The following is a 17984-nucleotide window of genomic DNA, read 5'->3' as shown; positions in this document are numbered from 1 at the left end:
GCAATGCGGGCCACGCCGGGACCCCTTGGCCCCGGTGAAACCCTGCGGCCCGACGCCGGGAGGTGTCGATGGTTGGCGAACCGCCCGCGGCGCCGAGGGCCGTCTATGCGTAGACGAGCATCTCGATGATCCTGCCGAGACGGTCGAGGGCGTCGGGACCGGTCTCGCCGTCCGCGCGGGCCAGGGCGTACGCGTCCAGGAGCCCGGCCACGCATCGACTGTAGGAGGTCGTCCACCATTCGTCGGCGGTGTGCGACTCGGGGAAGATCTCCTCGGCGGTGCGCCCGTCCCGGTCGAAGATGATCCACAGGACGTCGGCCGGGGCGTCGAGCCGTATGCGCGTTCCGTCGGCGAGCGGGCGGACCCAGTGTCCGGGGGTGCAGCGGTAAAGGTCGTTCTGCGGGATTCCCGCGACCCACAGTCCGTGCCGTTGGGGCTGGTGCCACCATCCCCGGCAACTGCGGCACTCCTGCGGGGTGTGCCGACCGGGCGTGTGGTCGGGCACAGCGAGGGATTGCGCGATCGGGTCGTCGAACCGGCCGGAGCGGGCGAGCGTATCCAGCGCCGGAGCGTTCGCCTGGGCACCGCGCTTGTGTTCGAACACGGCCACGACGTTTCCCTCCTCGTCGATGAGCCCGAAGTCGGGTCCGGGGCTGGCCTTGGGCAGCCACATCCACAGCGGGCGCCCGGCCACTATTCGCCGGCACACCTGGGGATCCACCCCGGACAGCAAGGCGTCGAGTACGAGCCGACCGGCCTCCTTACCCAGACCGTCGAACACCTCGCAGATTTTGTTCGTCACCGGCTGTTCTTTGAAGTCCGCGCCGCGTACGGCCAGTCCGAGCATGCCCAGTCGCTCAACCGGCCCGAGTTCGTTCACCATGCGCCCTCCCCGTCCGGGTCCGTCGACTCAAGGGCACTGTCACTCCTCTGACGCCACCGGCTACCCAACGACCGCAGGGAGATTTCCATGGGCACGTCGTTCACACCATCGATGCGCAGCGCGGTGCTCGCCGTGACGGTGTCCGTCGTGTTCGGCGTCTCCTGCGACAACTCGAACGGCGGATCGCAGAAGACGGCCGCGGCAAGTGCGTCGTCCGTGCCATCGCGCCCACCTGACACGGCCGACTCGCCCACCCCCGCCCGTACTTCGGCGTCCGCCGATGCGTCGATCGCCCCGTCGTCCGCGATATTGAAAGTGAAGGTACGGGACGCGTTCGCCGGGCTGCAGGCGACCCTGAAGGACACCTGCACTCCGAGCAATTGCGCCTACTTCCTGGGGCGGGTCCACGACGAACTGCACCGCCTGGACCGGGCAATGAAGACGGATCCGAAGGGCGCCGGTCACTTCCCGGAACCGATAGCCCTGATCAAGGCGCTCGACGCCGAACTCGGCGGCGACCGATCCTTCGAGAACCTGAACAAGCACCAGACCACGCTGCTCCGCACCCGGGACCGGATCAACTCCTGGATGCAGGGCCACCCCGACGACTACCGCTGACTCCCCACCACCAATCCATGCGTCGACACCTCACCCGGGCGGCGGAAGACGTGGTTGCGGGGCCCGGAAGCCGTGTGTGCGGCGCAGTCACCCATCCGATCGCGGTGCGGGGCCCTGAGACCAACGGGGGCGGGTGCCGGGGATATATCGCGCCGGTGCGGGCGTGGCCGAACTCATGCAGCAGGTCCGCGGACCGGGCGAGGCGGCGTTAATCCTGCGTCAGCACGTTGCTACGTGGAGGCGGTCAAGGATCTCGCCCACGGCCTCCACCAGACGGTCCCGGTGCCATCGCCATGACCAGGCAGAAGATTGCGCTGACACTCACCCCGGACCGCACCATGGTGCGCACTCAGAATCCGTCCCGCAAGGTCGACAAGGCCAACCCGCCTCTCTTTCGGGAGAAACTCTGGCCGGTGGTACGTCGTCGGGAGTCATAGAAGTCCGGCTCCTGCTCGGCATGCCTGCGCCTGGGCGTAGGTCCGCGCACTCGGCATCGTCGCCCCGCCCGGTCGTGCACGTTCGACCCGTCTCGGGCTCGGGGAACCCGAGATAGCTGGCAGTATGGGCTCACCATGACCGTTGGCCCACGTAAGGTCACCCTGACCGCGTATCCGATTCCGTGCGATCACGGCTGGGACGTCGTCGTCCACAGGCGTTTTTCCGGACGGAGAAAGAACGCGACTCTTCGCGTCCGACCGGGTAGCCGAGCGCGGTCGGATGTCGAGGCCGAGGCGATCGGTTTGGGACTGGGAGTCCTGGCGAGTCGCGTGGACGACGATATGCGGGTGACGGCGAGCCGGCCCATGGCTTGGGATCTCTTGGTCGACCCGACGACGTGGAAGCGGCTCTCTGACGTTGTACCGGCGGGGGTCGTGCGCCACAGGATCGCAACGATGATTCGGACGCACCGTCTGCGGCTCAATGCGCGACTGGTGCGCAACGCGGGTGATGAGCGTGTCCTGCGGCACAAGGCGGGTGTTCCGGACTTGGCGCAGGCGGCACTGGGTCTGATGTCCGAACAGGCGATGGAGCAGGCATCGGGGTGCGATCCGAACGACCTCGGTTGGTGTGTCGACGCCTCGTCCGGCCCGCAGCAAAGCGGGGTCCCCCACGTCGCCCTCGTACCCATGAACACGACCGGGAGGGTTCGTGCCCACACGATCCCCGTCCCGGCCGACGTTGCCCACGAAGACGCGGTGTCGATGGAGCTGTTCGCCTTAACCCTCGGGGCGTCATACGCCCTAGGGGATACCGCGCAGCCCCTTCGATGGGGCGTCTTCACGGACTCCAAGGCCGCCGCCGCGCAGTTCGAACGGGCTCGCGCCGGGCTCCCGCTGCATCCTCGCGTGGCGGCGTCCGTCCGCACCCTCGCGGAGGCGTTGGCGCCCGCCGCGAGATCCGTCTCGGTACGATGGGTCGCGCGCAACTCCACGCCGTGGATGACATTCGCCGACGCCGCATCGAAGGCGGCCTCCGGAACACGTCTCCACCCACTCTGGATACCCACCACACATCACACGTTCTCCGTCGAACAAACCCTGGCCGCGTGGACGGCAAAGTGGGCCACCTAACAACCGCAGCGGGCGCTGCCCGATCCACCGAACCCTCCAACCAGCCGACGGCGACCCGAGACCGAGGGACGCGAAGTGCCTCTGCGGACCGACGAACCACTACTGTGAATTTCGGTTGGGGGTAACGGTGAAGCGGGCTGTGGGTGTATGCCGGTGTCATGCGGTATCCCGACGGAGCGGCCTGACCGCTAAACAGCGGGAGCCGTCCTCGACGACCCGCGTCCGTCCCCGACCCTGGTCGATCTCGGCGACGCCGTTGAGCACCACGTGCTCGACTATTCGCGCCACCCTCCACAGGCCCTGTTCGGCGAACCACATTGTGTACGCGGCATGTTGGGGCGCCCGTGCTCGAACACGCCGCCGTGGGGACGACGTCGCGGCTGCCGGTCTGCGGGGGGTCGCGACCCGGCTCACGGCGCTGTTGGGCAACCTCACGTTCTGCCTGGGCGGCCACACCTGCGCCCAAGTGCACCTGGCCGCCGCCGCGCTGTCGGGCGAACGGGGCGGCTCCGACAACCTGCGGGCGTAAACGTATGGAGCGGCAGCCATGGTCGCCCGCGCCGACCAACGCCACGAAGCCTGGCCCACGTCGAACACGGCCTCGCCCTCGCCAGCACCGCGCAGCGACGCGCTCACCTGTCGTCCTGGTCCCGCACCGTCCCTCACCACACCGGGCCGGGGCAAAGACGCCCGGCGCACCGACGCCGAGGCAGTGTCGCTCCTCACCGCCCGCCATCGCCCGATCGCACCCGGTTGCCTGGGCCGCGATGGGGGCGGGTCTAAGCTCGGCCACATGGCGATCACCATCGATCCGGCCTCGTCCGTCGCACCGTTCGAGCAGATTCGGGGGCAACTCGCCGACCAGGCCCGGGCCGGCACACTGCCCGCCGGCACCAGACTGCCGACCATACGTGCGTTGGCCGGCGAACTCGGCCTGGCGTACAACACGGTCGCGCGCGCCTACCGCGAACTGGAGGCGGACGGCGTGATCAAGACCCGGGGCCGCTCGGGCAGCTTCGTCGCCGCGGCCGGGGACAACGCGCACCGGGCGGCGAGCAAGGCCGCGCTCGAATACGCGCACCGCGCACACCAGCTCGGCCTGACCCGCGACGAGGCGATCATCGCCGCACTGGGCGCAGTCGAGGCGGCCTATCCCCACTAGCCAGTAGCTGGAACTCGGTGCCTGGAACGTCGAGTCGAGGCGGGGTTACGCTGCACGGCACGTCGCGATGCGGGGGTGGGTGATGGACGCCGTGCGTGCGAACCGCGTGGTCCAGGGGGATCGGGTGGTGTGGAGAGGTGTGCACGCCGGCCGGATCGCCACGCACGCGACCGCGGGTGTCGCCGTCCTGGTCCTCGCGGCGATCATGGCGGGCGCGGGCCTGGCCGGGGTGAACGGGCCACTCACGACGCGCCGATGGGTCCTGCTGCTCGCCCTGGCTGGCATCGACCTGCTCCTCGCGTTGATCCCCATCCACCTCGCGCACACCCAGGCCCGACGCCGTCTCGAGATCGGCCCGCACGCGCTCGTCCTGCACGACGCGCACACCACCGTCCCCCTGCCCTGGGGCACGATCGCCGAGATCACGCTGACGCTGCGCCCGGGGCGACGCCCCGATGCCGGGACGGTGTGCCTGGACCTGCGCCTGCGCGACGGCACGCTCCGGCGCCGCGCGATGTACCACGTCGAGGAGGACATGTTCCGGCCCCTGGCCCTGGATCTGTTTCCCGGGGTCGTCATCACCGGGACGCGGTACACCGTCAACGGGGCGCGGGTGATCCGCGACGAGATCGCCGCCCTGACCGCGAACGCGCGGCCGGCCGTGCCGCCGCGACCGTCCGCGCCACCGCCGTGACCCGGCACGCCGCCCTTGCCCGGGCGTTCTCGTCGACGACCGGGTCTTACGGGGCGAAGCCGAGTGCGCGGGTACGGGCGAGCGCGCGGTCGCGGCGGCGCGAGGAGCACGCGTGCCGGGGCGTGGCGTCGCCGACGACGCATGACGCCACTGCCGCACGGGCGGCGCAATCGGGAACGCCAGCCGCACGCGTGCCGGGCCGGAACCCCACCCCCGGGCCTGCGGCCTTGATCGGGCCCGCCGTCCGGTGCGGCGTGGACGAACACGAATCCGCGCGCCGTCGACACGTTCGTCCGCACCCTCGCCCGCTGCCAGGAACCAACCCCGACGTGTGCGGGGCCGCACGGTTCCGAGCGCGACACGTGGGCGGATCCGGCCGCGCGCCGCGCGACGACTCGCCCACCGATGCCGCGCACAGGCCACACCCCACACCGCGGAGCCCGGCCCGACGATTCGCGCTCGTGATCCGATCCGCCCGACCCCGGACTTGCGCGTCCGCGTGTGGTCGGGGGCGCGTGAGAGTGTGGATTCGGCGGTGTAGGACGGGAGTTCGGGGGAACGGATGCACGGCTGGGCGAGACGAGTGGGTGCGGCGATGATCGTCCTGGCGTCGGTCGGCGGCGCGGCTGCGGGGTGTTCGCCGGGGGGCGGGTCAGGCAAGCCGGCCGTGCCCAGCGTTTCGGCCGCGGCGCCGACTCCCGATCCCTTGGTGATCACCGAGGCAGAGGCCCGCGCGGTCCTGGAACGCTACGACGCAGAGAACAACGCGGCGAACTCCGCCTTGGACGGCGACCGCCTCGCCGGGGTCGAGGGCGGAGAACTCCTGGAGGCCTCCCTGGGGTCGTACCGCGCCGACCGGGCACGCCCGGACCGGGAGACGTACAAGCCGTTCACCCACCTCGACCCGCAGTTCTGGATCCCCCGGGCGAGCGGCCACCCCCGCACGTTCGTCGCCGTCGCCGCCACCGCTGCCGACAGCGAGGACCGCGCCGTCGTCCACTTCGTCCAGGAGACGCCGGGCGCGCCGTGGAAAGCCGTGTTCACCGCCTACGCCCGGGTGGGCGACCCGCCGGCGACGGCGAGCGCGAGCCCCGAACGCCAGGCCCGCCCCAAACTCGACGACGTCGCCCGCGACGCCACCGGCTCCGCGCGCACCACGACCGCGGGCGACGCCGCGGCGGTGTGCGGGCGCTACGCCGCGGTCATGTCGGTGCCCGGCGCGCCCAAAGCGGGCTTCGCGCCCGGCAGTCATACCACCGACCTGCGCAAGCGGATGGAGGACGACGGCCACCGGGACGAGCGGATGTCGCAGACCACCACCGTCACCGCCCGCCCCGTCGCCCGGCAGACGTTCGAGACCGTCACCGGCGAGCGCCTGGTCCCCTGCGTCCTGGACAAGACGATCGAGACCAAAGTCCTGATACCCGACGCACACCTGACCGCGACCGCCCCCAAGACCATCGCGTTCCTGGGCCGAACCGGACCCTTCACCACCGTCAAGGAAAAATTCCTCGCCTTCGTCCTGATCCGGGTCCCAGCCGCGCCCGACGCGCCGGCCACCGTCCTCACCGGCGGACTCCGTCAATCACACCCCCTCGACGCCACCGCAACGTAGCCGACGGCCCGGGCCCCGCCGCTCGGCCGCGCGCCGTCGCCGTCACGGGCGATCGAGCACGTGCCGCCGGCTCGTCGCGACGTTCGCGGTCGGGATCGGGAAAAAGGGGGAGGCGACACGGGGAGCGGCCGTACAGGATGCGGCCATGATGAACCGTCGCGTGTATGTGGACCTGGACCAGGTCGAGGATCTCGATCACGACTGGCTCCACGTGGTCCTGGAGGGCCCTCCGGAGTCGTCTACCAGCTCCAGCACGGGGGTCATTCCTGCTGCCAGGGCGCCATCGAGGGGTACCTGGTGCCGGTCGAGTCGCCGGAAGGGTATGCCGCGTTGATGGTGCAGCGGGGAACGCGGTCGGCCCAACGGAGCGCGCGGCGGCGGAGGGCTCGTGTGCACCACGATGGCCAGGGCCTCCTCGACGCGGCCGAGGTCGACGAGGTGGTGGGCGAGGTCGTGACCGATCCTGCGGTCGTGCCGCAGGAGGGTGGTGACGGCCTCCTCGGTGCGCCCGGCGCCGGCGAGCAGGCGTGCGATGTCCTGCGCCGCGTACCAGGTGTCGCCCTCGGGGTGGGCGCGGGCGCGTTCGAGCGCCTCGTCAATGCCACTGCGGGCGGCGATCAGCGGCAGCCGTATCCGGTACAGCTCCCACTCGTCCTCGCCCCCGCGCCGGGCGTGGAGGGCGTCGAGGTGGGCCAGGCCGTCGGCGGGGCGGCCCTGGTCGAGGCACAGCTCGGCCAGGGCGTGGAGGATCCAGTCGTCGCCGGGGTGGGCGTCGGCCCGGGCGCGCATCACAGTGATCGCCTCCTCGCCCCGTCCGTGCCGGACCAGGAGATGCGCGAGATCGTAGGCCGGATTCGGGTTCCGGGCGGCGGGGCCGTCGGCCGGCCCGTACACGGCGATCGCGCCCTCGACGTCGCCGCCCTGCTCCAGCAGCTCCGCCAACTGCCGTATGGCCCCCTCGTGTCCGTCGCACGCGGCGTAGGCGCGGAGTTCCTCGACCCGGCCGTGTCGGGCCAGCAGCTCGGCGAGTTGGTCTCGGCCGTTGACCGAGACGTTCTGCCGGCGGTGGAGGAGGGTGACGGCCTCGTCGATGCGGCCCTGGCGTTCGCGGATCGTCACGAGCAGGCCGAGTGCCGTGTCGGGGTCGAGGCCGCGGCAGCACCACGGGCCGTCGCAATGGTGGTCGGGCCGCATCAGGCCGGCCAGCAGCGCGGCAGCCTCCTCGTCGCGGCCGGCGATGTCGGCGACGTCGACCAGGGCGGTGGCGATCACCCGGTCGTCGACATGCGGCACGAGCAGGTCGAACGCCTCCTCCGCGCGGCCGTGTCGGGCGAGCAGCCTCGTGTAGGCGTCCAAAGCCATGGGGTGCCCGGCCTCCATGCGCTTTCGGGTGATGGCGATCGCCTCGTCGGCGCGGCCCCAGTCCTCCAGCAACCCGGCCGCGCCAACGACGGCCGCCCACCAGCCCGTTGCCACATACGGAGCGAGGACCTCCCACGCATCGCCCTCCCGGCCCCGATCACCCAGCACCCGTGCCCACACCAACGCGCAGAACCACTGGCCGCGTCGGGCCTGCGCCTCCACTACGTCGGCACGGCCTCGTTCGAGCAGCCGCGAGGCCAGCTCGGGCGGAATGCAGCCGGACCGCGTCCGGGACTCGAGATCGTTGGCGTCCACGACCGGGCACGGTAGCGCCCGACCCCGACACCGGGCCGACACTCTCGGCGACCTCGCGTCGGACCGGTGGAGACGACGGGAGGATCCCGCGCCGGCGCAGCACTTGGCGATCGGGGTTGCTGTCGTGGGCGTTGTCGCGCACGGGTTCCCCGGAGGTCTCGACGTCGTTCCACAGATGTCACCGAGCGCAGGGCCCTGACTGCCGCCGGGCACCGACACTCGCCGGCCCGAACCGGTGGCGACTCGGGAGTCGACGCGTCTGCCGAAGCCGTACGCGGCTGCGACCGCGGCACGACTTTTCCGCGCCTCGGGTACCGCGAGCGCTGGCAGGTGAGGTCAGAAGACGGGTTCCGGCGGGGGGCCGGGCCAGGTGTCGGGGTCGAGCATCTGCCACAGGGTGTGGGACAACCCTTCGGCGCCCATGTCGTCGACCTGTCGCATCCACGGCGACGGGGACAACAGTCGGCGCAGTTCGGGGGTGACGTTCTCCTCGATCGTCGTGCGCAGGGTGTCGGGGACGGGATCGTCGACCAGGCACAGCCACCCCAGCGCGGCGGCGACGCGGACTTCGGCGGGGCGGGCAGGGTCCGACCACAGGGCGTGGGTGAACGCGGTGGCGTCCTCGTGTCGGTGTTCCCGGGCCAGCGGTGAGGGTGTCGGCGACGAGGCAGCCGTGTTCGCCGGTGACGGTGGTGGTGCGGGTTTTGCGGGGGGTGACCCAGTTGACCTGGTGGTGGGTGACGGTGCCGTCGTCGAGTTGTCCGAGGCCGGCGAGGAGGTCTTCGTGGGGGCGTCCGGTGCGGTGTGCTGTGCGGGCGGCGATGGAGGTGTAGGCGTGGTGGGTGATCCAGGCGGTGAGGTCGAGGTCGTGGGTGGCGAGGTCGTTGATGACGCCGACGTCGGTGATGCGGTCTGGGTAGGGGCCGGTGCGTCGGGTGTCGATTTCGAACACGTCGCCGAGGTCGCCGTTTTCGAGGCGGGCGCGCAGGGCGATGAGGGCGGGGTTGAAGCGTTCGATGTAGCCGACGGCGGCGGGGATGTCGGCGTGTCGGAAGGCGTCGCGTAGTCGGCGTGCGGCGTCGGGGGTGGTGGCGAGGGGTTTTTCGATGAGGGTGGGGATGCCGGCGTGGGCGAGGTGCAGGCCCAGGGGTCCGTGCAGGAGTGTGGGGCAGGCCAGGACGGCGTAGTGGGGTCGGTGGCGCAGGAGTTGGTCGATGTCGTGGGCGACGGGCAGGCCGTCGACGGCGTGGTACGGGTCGCCGTGGGGGTCGGCGGCGGCGATGAGGTCGACGCCGTCGAGGCGGCGCAGGACGCGGGCGTGGTGGCGGCCCATCCGGCCCAGGCCGATGAGGGCGGCGCGCAGTCGGGGGCGGGTCATCGCCGGCTCCGGGCGTGGTCGGGCGAGGCGCAGAGCGCGGTGAGGGTGGTGGTGATGCGGTCGAGGTCGTCGTGGGTGAGGGCGGGGTGGACGGGGAGGGAGAGGACTTCGGCGGCGGCGAGGTCGGTGTGGGGCAGGTCGGCGGGGGTGCGGTAGGCGGGTTGGCGGTGGAGGGGGTGGGGTAGTGGACGGCGTTGCCGATGCCGTGGGCGGTGAGGGCCTGGGCGAGGATGTCGCGGTGGCGGTGCACGCGGATCGTGTACTGGTGGTGGGCGTGGCCGGTGCCGGGTGCCGTGGTCGGGGTGGTGATGCCGGGCAGGGTGGCGAGGGCGGCGGTCAGGTGGGCCGCGTGTTGTCGTCGGGCGCGGATGGCGTCGGGCAGGCGGGTGAGTTGGGTGCGGGCGACGGCGGCGTTGACGTCGTTCATGCGGGCGTTGGTGCCGACGATCTCGTGGTGGTAGCGGGTGGCGGATCCGTGGTTGCGCAGCAGGCGCAGGGTGTGGGCGAGGGTGGGGTCGGCGGTGGTGATCATGCCGCCTTCGATGGCTTGCATGTTCTTGGTGGGGTAGAAGCTGAAGGCCGCTGCGGTGCCCAGGGCTCCGGCGGGGGTGTGGTGGTGGGTGGCGCCGTGGGCTTGGGCGGCGTCTTCGATCAGGGCGAGGCCGTGGCGTCGGGCGAGGGCGCCCAGGCGGGTGGTGTCGGCGGGGTGGCCGTAGAGGTGGACGGGCAGCAGCGCCGCGGTGCGTTCGGTGATGGCGGCGGCTGCGGCGTCGTGGTCCAGGGTGTGGGTGTGGGGGTCGATGTCGGCGAAGACGCAGGTGGCGCCGGTCAGGCGGATCGCTGCGGCGGTGGCGGCGAAGGTGAAGGAGGGCAGGATCACCTCGTCGCCGGGGCCGATGCCCAGGGCCAGGACGGTCAGCCACAGGGCGCTGGTTCCGGAGTTGACGGCGACGCAGTGGCGGCCGTCGACCAGGCGCCGAACTCGGTTTCGAGGGCCTCGACTTCGGGGCCTTGGGCGAGTCGGCCGCTGCGCAGGACGCGGGTGGCGGCGGTGATGTCGTCCTCGTGCAGGTGGGTGTAGGCGATGGGGATAGTGGGGTGCACGGTGGTGTCCTTCCGGGTCGGTGGCCGACGCGGAAGGGGTTTTCCGGGTCAGCGGTGGTCGCGGTGGTTGTTGGTGGGGGCGGTGCCGTGGTGGAGGTAGGCGGTGGTGTGGTCGGCGAGCGCGTTGGCGCAGGCGTGGAGGCGGCGGGCCATGTGGGGGGCCATGAGGGTGTCCCACTCGGTGGGTGCCGCGAGGTGCCATGCGGTGAGTTCGCCGGCGGCGAGGCGGATGCGTTCCTTGGCGTGGGTTTCGGTGACGGGTCCGCCGTCGAAGAGGTAGTTCGCGAGGGCGGGGCGGCCGTCGGGTTGGGGCGGTACCCAGTCGACGGCCAGGAGGCGACCGGGGGTGAGGTCGAGTCCGAGTTCCTCCTTGATCTCGCGGCGGGCGGTGTCCCAGGGGTATTCGCCTTCGTCCATGGCGCCGCCGGGGATTTCCCAGTGGCCGTCGCCGTAGGCGGGTTCGACCAGGAGGAATCGGCCGTCGGTGTCGTGGAGGATCGCTCCGGCGCCGCCGATGTGGTGGGGCAGCGTCGCGTAGTACTCGGCGGGGGGTAGGTGGGTCATGCCTGGGGACGCTAGTGCCGTGCCGCCGCCGGGGTGCGGCGGCACGGCGGGTTGCGACGAGCGTGTGACAAACCGGTGTGACGATCACTCGCGTGGGGCGACCTCGGTCAGGCCGGTGCCGTGGGGGCGGTGGGCGCGGGCGCAGTGCGGGCAGGCGAGGTCGGTGCCGAGGGTGTGGCCGCAGGCGCACGCCCAGCCGCAGGGGCGGGCGGGGTTGCCGGCGACGAGGGCGTGGGCGGGGACGTCGCGGGCGACGACGGCCCTGAGGGCGACCATGGCATGGCGGCCGATCCGCACTCCGGGGGCGACGCCGGCGCCTGCGCCGATGGTGGCGCCGTACTCGACGGTGACCGGGGTGCGGTCGAAGTCGTCGGGCCCTTTGCGCCGGCCGTCGGGGTGGTGGCGCGGGCTGCGGCGTCTTCGAGGAGGAGCGCCCCGGGGCAGATCATCACCGCGTCGGCGACGCGGGCGCCGAACACGCTCGCGTGGTTGCCGATCTTGACGCGGTCGCCCAGGACGCTGCCGGTGCCGATGTAGGCGCCCTTGCCCACGACGCAGTCGGCGCCGACGCGGGCGCCGGTGGCGACCTGCGCCTGGTGCCACAGGCGGGTGTTCTCCCCGACCATGGAGCCGGGATCCGCGTGGCCGGGCCCGTGGAAGCCGGCACCGGTGTCGGGCCGGTCCTGCGGCTGCGGGCGGCCGGTCCGATCGACGTCGGCGGTCGGGTCCTCGTCGGCGGTCGGCTCTTCGGGAGTGGGTTCGGTGGTCGGGCGGGATCCGGTGCGCGGGCCGCGTGGTGCGTGGTCGAGGTGGGTGACGAGGTCGTCGAGCGTGGCGGCGTCGGTGAGTACGCGGTCGGGCAGTTCCAGGCCGGTGGCGTGTTCGACGTCGACGGCCAGGGCGAGGCGGTCGAGCGAGTCGAGTCCCAGTTCGTCCAGAGCGGTGGACGCGTCGATGTCGCGGGTGGGGTGCAGTGTGCGGGCGGTGGTCAGGACCAAGGCACGCAGGTGGTCGCGGTCGGCGTCGGGGGTCATCGGGTGTTCTCCAGGCGTCAGGCGAGCGAGTAGAGGGAGGGCACGGCCTCGATCACGGGTGCGCTGTCCCACAACCTGATGGCCCTGCCGACCGTCACGGCCGGCACCCGGGTGCTGGTCAACTGGGCGCTGAACGCCACCACCGGCAGCGACTTCGTCAGCACCGGCTTCCAGAGCGGCCGCCGGGCCACGCTGCCCGACTTCGAGCACACCGACGTGTATCGCCGGGCCTAGCGGATGCCCCTTATCAACGCGATAGCCGCAGCTCCCCGACCAACCTGACGCTTTCACGCCGGGCGGGGCCCACCAGCGGGTCTGTCGGATCGTTTGAGCGGCCCATGACCTTCGCGCAGAAGAACAGCGCCATCAGCCGCCCCGATCGGGACTCCAGATCCGCGTGCCGCTCCCGACGTACCCGCTCGGCCAGGTCCGGGACGGCGAGGGAGTTGCCCCACAGCGTGGCGGCGTCCAAGCCGCGCGGAGCCAATCCCCAGTCCTCCCAGTCGAGGATCCAGCATTGGGGTCCGGTCACGTTCGCCCAATTCAGGTCCGCGTGCGCCGGCACCCACTCGGTCAGCGTCGTGTCGATCCCGTCGCCGAACGTCGCCCGGATCGACTCCGTGACCACGGCGGGGGTGACGGTCACGGTGTCGGGCGTAGCGACGCGGGTGGTGTCCTGTCCCGCCAACGCGTCCAACGACGCGTTCAGCGTCGACCACCACGCGTCGGGCAGTCCGGGATCGACGACCAGGCGGCCACCGGCTTTCACCGGTGACGCGACGACCAGTTCGGTTTCGTCCACACGCCACATGGCGTCGGTAACGGTCTCGCGCCACGCCATTCCCGCGAACCACTCGGGCTTCGCGATACCGGTCAGGACGGCGGCGCTCTCGACGCCGTTCCAGCCCTGCCCGTCGATCCTGTGCAGGCTGCGGCGCTCGATCCGCACCCACGTGCCTCGACTCGTACGGGCGCCCACCGATCGCCGTTTGCGCACGACCGAGTCCGTGTCCAACCGGACCCGGAGTCCGTGCTCGACCAAGTCCAATACGTGTTCGACCGGCGCCACCCGCAGATCGACATCACCAGATTGCATGCTCCGAACCTAGCCCGGTCGCCCGCAGGCGTATCCGACGATGCGTGGTGACGTCCGGTCACCCCTGGGAGGGGCGATGGCACGTGAGGCTGCGGGGGGCGCGACCCGGAATCACGCCGGTACCCGCAGATGTGGTGATGACGCTCCCGCGGCCCGTCCGTGCGGGTAGGAGCGGGTCGGCCAGGCGGGGCGACGGTGGGTGCCCCACAGGACAGGGGCGCCCGTCTCGCCCCGCGCCGGCGAGCAACACCCGTGATCACTACTGTGCTCCGCGTGGACATGCAGACAGAGATGGCGGACCTTACCGATGAGGCCCACCAGCAGGTGCGCGACCGCGTATGGGCCCTGACCCCCTCGAACGCTCCCTCTTCCTACAGGTCGAAGCCGACCTGCGCGAGGCCATTGGACCGCCGGAGACCCAGGAGGCCCTGGCGCCGATCGACCGGCTCGAACGGCTACGCGAGACGCTCGCCGTCCTGGCGGTCTCCCTCGCCCGCACCCACGGACACCTGGCCTGGTTCCTCTCCGGCGCCCTGACCGTGCTCGAACCCGTCCTGCGCTGGCGCGCCCTGCCCGCCGAAAACCGCCACTCCTTCGGCACCACCATCCCCAGCCCCAAGCAGTACACGGAAGCCGAGGACGCCGTGCGCCGCCTCCAGGACGCCGTGACCGGCATCACCAACGTGGCACCGCCCCAGTGACCCGAGTCGAAGATCCACCGGTGGATCCCGCTGCGGGATCGGCAGCCGGTGTCTGCGCCGACGGGGAAGCCCACGCCGGGGCGGTCGCCCGCCGAAGAGGCGCAGACGGAGACGCCGTGCCGAAGTCGCCGAGCGGTCGACCCCGTCACGTCGACCACGCCGGCGCTTCGCCCGCTTCAGGCGTCTCCTCGATGCCGAGTGAGCAGTCGGTTTTGGGGAGAATGACGATAGACGCGCGTCGTATCGACCCGGAGGTGACGGCCGATGCCCACCAGTCGCCATGAAGCGTTGCGCGCGGCGATCACCCACGCGCGCGCGGTGCTCGCCGAGCACCCGAACACCGAGACATCCACCGCGCTGCTCGCATTGATCGCTGCCGCGGAGCCCTTCGCCAACTTCTCCCAGGCGGTGGCGCCCCCACCCCGCCGGGTGCACACACGCACCCCGGATGCCCCCGAACGTCGGATCGCAGACGCTTCGGCCGCCGTCCCGCGCATGGGTGAACCGTAGAAGCCGCCGGCCCGAGTCCGACCTGGGTCGGATGGATCTCTGCTAGGGCCTGTCTGACAAAACGATCATGATTGTGGTTCGCGGAGCCACAGGATCAGTGAGGCCAGGACGACGCCCGCCGTGTAGCGGGCGGCGAGCTTGTCGAAGCGCGTGGCGATCGCCCGGAACTGTTTCAGGCGGGCGAAACACCGCTCCACGACGTTGCGTTCGCGATACGCCTGCCGGTCGAACGCCGGCGGGCGCCCGCCGGCTCGACCCCGACGGCGACGATTCGCCCGCTGATCCGCCCGTTCGGGGATCACCACCCGCACCCCCGCCGCCCGCAACCGGGCACGGATGGCCCGCGAGGAGTACGCCCGATCCGCGATCAGCCGGGTCGGCCGCACCCGCGGCCCGACCCGGACCCGGCCGCGGCACACGAATCCCGGCGAGCACCGCGTCCAACGCCGGCGCGTCCCCCGCCTGTCCCGGGGTGACCACGATCGACAACGGCAACCCCCGCCCGTCCACCGCGAGATGCAGCTTCGTCGTCAACCCGCCCCGCGAGCGGCCGAGACCCTCGCGGCCCGCAGGCGTCGGGCCCGGCGCCGCACGCCCCACGTCGCCCGGTTCGTCCCCGTCCGCAACCCCCCTTTTCCGCGCCCCGGCCGCGTGTCGATGCGCGCGGACGACCGTGGAGTCCACCGACACCGACCAGTCGACCCGACCGACCGCGTCGTCCCGCACCCGCACGTGCTCGAGCAGCGCGGCCCACGTCCCGTCCGCCTCCCACCGCGAGTACCGCGAGTACCGCTCGTACACCGTCTGCCGGGGCCCGTACCGCGCCGGAACGTCCCGCCACGGCGCCCCCGTGCGCAACCGCCACAACACCCCGTCGATCACCTGCCGATGATCACGCCACGCCCGACCACGACCGTCCACCACCGGCAACAACGGCTCGATCCGAACCCACGCCGCATCCGTCAACCCACCCCGAGACACCACAAGATCAGACAGGCCTTAGAAAGGTGGGCATGACACTCGATTTTCAGGCGATCGACGACGAGGGTGTGCCCTCGGCCGTCACCGGTTTGCTTCAGACGGGCGGAAGTTGGCGGGCCGGCTCGCTCGTCGGCCTCGAGCGGATCGGCGGGTACCTGTCCGGCGGCTGGGATCCGCCCATCGAGGTGCAGGCTCCCGAACGGGTCGGTCACGGCGAATGGACCGCGTTGATCGGCCGGATCGGCGCGATCGCGTTGCGCGCCGCGACACCGTCGACGCCGGCGGAGCACCGCGAGCGCCTGTTGGCCCTGTTGGAGGTCTGGTCGGAGTCCGTATTCGTCGACGCCGATGCCCGATGGCGAGTGGGAAACGTGTCGGAGCCGAGCGTGTTCCGGCCCTGGATCCGCGACGAACACGGGGCTACCATTCGGCTGTTCCCCTACACGGGGGGCATGCGCGTCCTCGAGTTCCGGCGCGGGGCTGCGGCGGCACCGGGGTTGGGCCCGTTGACCGATGTCGTCGAGTCGCCGCGCGGCGGTTGGGGTGCCGCGCGACAGATTCGCGAACTGATCGCTCTGGTGCGGACCCGCGGTCCGATGCCATGGGATCCGGGGGCGGTCGCCCGGCTCGTCGACGGCACCGGAATCTCCCGCGCCGCGGCCGTCCTGCTGTTGGCCGCCAACCCCGGGACGAGGTCGTCCCCCGAGCCGTTTCCGGATCGCGAGGAGCGGCAGGCCCTGGGCCTGACCGACGTCGAAGCCAAGCTCGCCGCGGCGGAACTGCATTGGCTGATCGACACCGAACGGCTCGACCTGTTCGCAGACGCCCTGCCGGCGGATCCCGGCGAGCTGTGGGCACCGGACGGCCCGAAGGTGGTCGCCGACCGGATCGCCGCCGTGTGGCGGACCCTACGCGGTCACCCCGCCTCTGTCCCCGAAGCCTCACGGGCCCTGATCGCCGCGCTGAAGCCCAAAACTCCGGCCGCCGAGCTCTGCACCGTCCTTGCTCATCCCAGCGGCGATCCACTGGTCTCCACGGACCGGGATACCTGGCCCCACGCCTCGATCATGAGCATCGGCCTGGTCGACGATTCGTCCCAGGGGGACGAACCGCGGCGGATGGAGCGACTGTTGCAGGACGTGGCGGGATGGTGCCGACGGTGTACGCCGAACTGCCCGCCGGCGACCCGCTCCGGAAAGGCCTCCCGGCCCTGATCGAGGGGCTTCGCGCACGCTTGGCGCATCCTGGGCTGCTGCTGCCCGGCGGAACCGCCGCCGGGGACGTCACCGACGATCTGCGCGCGCGTTTCGGCCCGGAACCCTACGTGGGGCCGGAGCCGTTGACCGCGCCCGCGTTCGACGACGGGCTGACCGTGGCGATCGGGGCTCCACCGCCGTCGTTCCACGGTCGGTACAAGTCGTGGGCGCAACTGTGTTTCCGTCCTGCCCTGTTGGACGTCGACGCCGAGCGCACGAAGCGACTCACCGACGGCCGCGGCTTCGTCGGAACGGACGTCCCGACGTATGTTCGGCGCATCCGCAGCGACTACTTCACCCGCGTGGTCGAGCGCGTGCGTTGCGGCGCGCTGCCCGTCGGCACCTACGAGGCGAACCCCGCCGCGAGCGTGCCGGAACTGGTGGACCGGGTCGCCGCCTCGCTGACCCTGCCGCCGGACGCGGCGGCCCTGTATCTGCAGCTGCTGACGCTCGAGGCGCCGACCGACCGCGGGGTGCGCACCTGGAACGGCTGGACCGCGACGCGTCATCGCAAGGCCGCGACGGCGCTGGTCGACGCGGGTCTGGCGGTCCCCGACAAGCGCTCCCGGGCCCGTCGGGGGATCTTCCTGCCGGGCCCCTGGGCCGAAGCGGACAGGCCGGGGTTCCACCCGATGGAGACATGGAAGGCGATTTTCCTCGGCATTCGCCTGGGGCCCAAACGCACCATCCACTACCGCGCCACCTTCGACCGGACCCTGCCCGAGCTGTTCACCGATGCGTGGCAGCGCGTCGAGCGGGGTCACGGTCCCGGCTGATTCGCGAAACGCGGGTCGGTACGCGAGAGCGGCGGCACCCAGGTGGGTGCCGCCGCTCGGCGTTGATGCCTGCGGGCGCATCGGCTCGATCTCCAACGCGCGGTCGCCGATCGTGGATCGTCGCGGTCTTCCTCACGGCGCCTCGGCCCCTGCAACGCGCAGGTTCCCCATCGGCGGGGCGGCGTCACGCGGCCCGCACGCCATCGGCGCCCAGGCCGGTCATCCCCGACGGGGTCACGCGGGGCACAGGCGCCATCGGCCGGCGCCGGTAGCCCGGGACCTCGACGTCCAGGCGTGGCCCTTCGCGGGCCGGGCGCCCGGGTGCCGCGGGTCGGGTTCGAGGTATCGCGGCTCGGGAAGGGCG

At 71.8% G+C, this 17984-nt stretch carries 16 protein-coding genes and 3 pseudogenes; 11 read left to right on the top strand and 8 right to left on the bottom strand.

Features of this window, described 5'->3' with window-relative positions:
• Window positions 1–103 precede the first annotated feature (103 nt).
• Window positions 104–883, bottom strand: a complete 780-nt coding sequence (locus B4N89_RS45690; RefSeq protein WP_078982615.1) for a hypothetical protein — start codon at window positions 881–883, stop codon at window positions 104–106.
• 87 nt (window positions 884–970) lie between these two features.
• Between B4N89_RS45690 and B4N89_RS45685 the strand changes: the two genes are divergently transcribed.
• The 6 genes and pseudogenes from B4N89_RS45685 to B4N89_RS53660 all read left to right on the top strand — a co-directional run.
• Window positions 971–1501 (top strand): hypothetical protein, encoded by a 531-nt coding sequence (locus B4N89_RS45685; protein WP_078982614.1) that lies wholly within the window; start codon window positions 971–973, stop codon window positions 1499–1501.
• Between the two features lie 572 nt (window positions 1502–2073).
• Entirely contained in the window at window positions 2074–3072 is a 999-nt protein-coding gene (locus B4N89_RS45680) for a hypothetical protein (protein WP_143658393.1), read from the top strand.
• A gap of 793 nt (window positions 3073–3865) precedes the next feature.
• Window positions 3866–4234, top strand: a complete 369-nt coding sequence (locus B4N89_RS45670; RefSeq protein ID WP_078982611.1) for a GntR family transcriptional regulator — start codon at window positions 3866–3868, stop codon at window positions 4232–4234.
• Window positions 4235–4316: 82 nt separating this feature from the next.
• Complete coding sequence (locus tag B4N89_RS45665; RefSeq protein WP_143658391.1) at window positions 4317–4928, top strand: hypothetical protein; 612 nt, start codon at window positions 4317–4319, stop codon at window positions 4926–4928.
• A gap of 709 nt (window positions 4929–5637) precedes the next feature.
• A complete protein-coding gene (locus B4N89_RS45660) occupies window positions 5638–6543 on the top strand; it encodes a hypothetical protein (protein WP_078982609.1) in 906 nt (301 codons plus the stop codon).
• A 60-nt stretch (window positions 6544–6603) separates the two neighbouring features.
• Window positions 6604–6852, top strand: a pseudogene (locus B4N89_RS53660) (DUF6210 family protein); the annotation flags it as partial.
• Here the strand turns inward: B4N89_RS53660 and B4N89_RS45655 are convergent.
• The 5 genes and pseudogenes from B4N89_RS45655 to B4N89_RS45635 all read right to left on the bottom strand — a co-directional run bounded on the left by B4N89_RS45655 (window position 6739) and on the right by B4N89_RS45635 (window position 12300).
• Window positions 6739–8220, bottom strand: a complete 1482-nt coding sequence (locus B4N89_RS45655; protein ID WP_201261200.1) for a tetratricopeptide repeat protein — start codon at window positions 8218–8220, stop codon at window positions 6739–6741. The pseudogene B4N89_RS53660 and the gene B4N89_RS45655 sit on opposite strands and share 114 nt — an antisense overlap.
• Before the next feature lie 724 nt (window positions 8221–8944).
• A pseudogene (locus tag B4N89_RS53655) lies at window positions 8945–9553 on the bottom strand (Gfo/Idh/MocA family protein); the annotation flags it as partial.
• A gap of 41 nt (window positions 9554–9594) precedes the next feature.
• A pseudogene (locus tag B4N89_RS45645) lies at window positions 9595–10702 on the bottom strand (DegT/DnrJ/EryC1/StrS family aminotransferase).
• A 48-nt stretch (window positions 10703–10750) separates the two neighbouring features.
• A complete protein-coding gene (locus B4N89_RS45640) occupies window positions 10751–11266 on the bottom strand; it encodes an NUDIX domain-containing protein (RefSeq protein WP_078982608.1) in 516 nt (171 codons plus the stop codon).
• Between the two features lie 107 nt (window positions 11267–11373).
• Window positions 11374–12300 (bottom strand): phosphopantetheine-binding protein, encoded by a 927-nt coding sequence (locus B4N89_RS45635; protein ID WP_078982607.1) that lies wholly within the window; start codon window positions 12298–12300, stop codon window positions 11374–11376.
• A gap of 78 nt (window positions 12301–12378) precedes the next feature.
• Between B4N89_RS45635 and B4N89_RS48530 the strand changes: the two genes are divergently transcribed.
• On the top strand, window positions 12379–12534 hold the full coding sequence (locus tag B4N89_RS48530) for a hypothetical protein (protein WP_201261199.1): 156 nt from the start codon (window positions 12379–12381) through the stop codon (window positions 12532–12534).
• 13 nt (window positions 12535–12547) lie between these two features.
• On the opposite strand, the gene B4N89_RS45630 is transcribed toward B4N89_RS48530, so the two are convergent.
• Window positions 12548–13396 carry a hypothetical protein gene (locus B4N89_RS45630; protein WP_078982606.1) on the bottom strand — a complete coding sequence of 283 codons (849 nt, stop codon included), beginning with the start codon at window positions 13394–13396 and terminating at the stop codon, window positions 12548–12550.
• A gap of 338 nt (window positions 13397–13734) precedes the next feature.
• Here B4N89_RS45630 and B4N89_RS45625 point away from each other — a divergent pair, with 338 nt between their 5' ends.
• Entirely contained in the window at window positions 13735–14097 is a 363-nt protein-coding gene (locus B4N89_RS45625) for a hypothetical protein (protein ID WP_201261198.1), read from the top strand.
• Between the two features lie 264 nt (window positions 14098–14361).
• Entirely contained in the window at window positions 14362–14607 is a 246-nt protein-coding gene (locus tag B4N89_RS45620; protein ID WP_078982605.1) for a hypothetical protein, read from the top strand.
• A 65-nt stretch (window positions 14608–14672) separates the two neighbouring features.
• Here the strand turns inward: B4N89_RS45620 and B4N89_RS45615 are convergent.
• Window positions 14673–15588 (bottom strand): IS5 family transposase gene (locus B4N89_RS45615; protein WP_101897609.1). Its coding sequence is split into 2 segments (ribosomal slippage): window positions 14673–14999 and window positions 15001–15588, totalling 915 coding nucleotides; the frame shifts between segments, so codons are not numbered across the junction.
• A gap of 32 nt (window positions 15589–15620) precedes the next feature.
• On the opposite strand from B4N89_RS45615, the gene B4N89_RS45610 reads away from it, so the two are divergent.
• Together B4N89_RS45610 and B4N89_RS45605 are read left to right on the top strand one after the other, a co-directional pair.
• On the top strand, window positions 15621–16802 hold the full coding sequence (locus tag B4N89_RS45610) for a hypothetical protein (RefSeq protein WP_143658390.1): 1182 nt from the start codon (window positions 15621–15623) through the stop codon (window positions 16800–16802).
• Window positions 16736–17620 carry a hypothetical protein gene (locus B4N89_RS45605; RefSeq protein ID WP_143658388.1) on the top strand — a complete coding sequence of 295 codons (885 nt, stop codon included), beginning with the start codon at window positions 16736–16738 and terminating at the stop codon, window positions 17618–17620. The genes B4N89_RS45610 and B4N89_RS45605 overlap by 67 nt, the downstream gene beginning before the upstream one ends.
• The last annotated feature ends 364 nt before the right edge of the window (window positions 17621–17984 follow it).

This window comes from Embleya scabrispora, from assembly GCF_002024165.1.
In the GTDB taxonomy this organism is placed as follows: Bacteria; Actinomycetota; Actinomycetes; order Streptomycetales; family Streptomycetaceae; genus Embleya; species Embleya scabrispora_A.
Note: the sequence above shows the minus strand (reverse complement) of the source record. Positions and strands in the feature narration are given on the sequence as shown.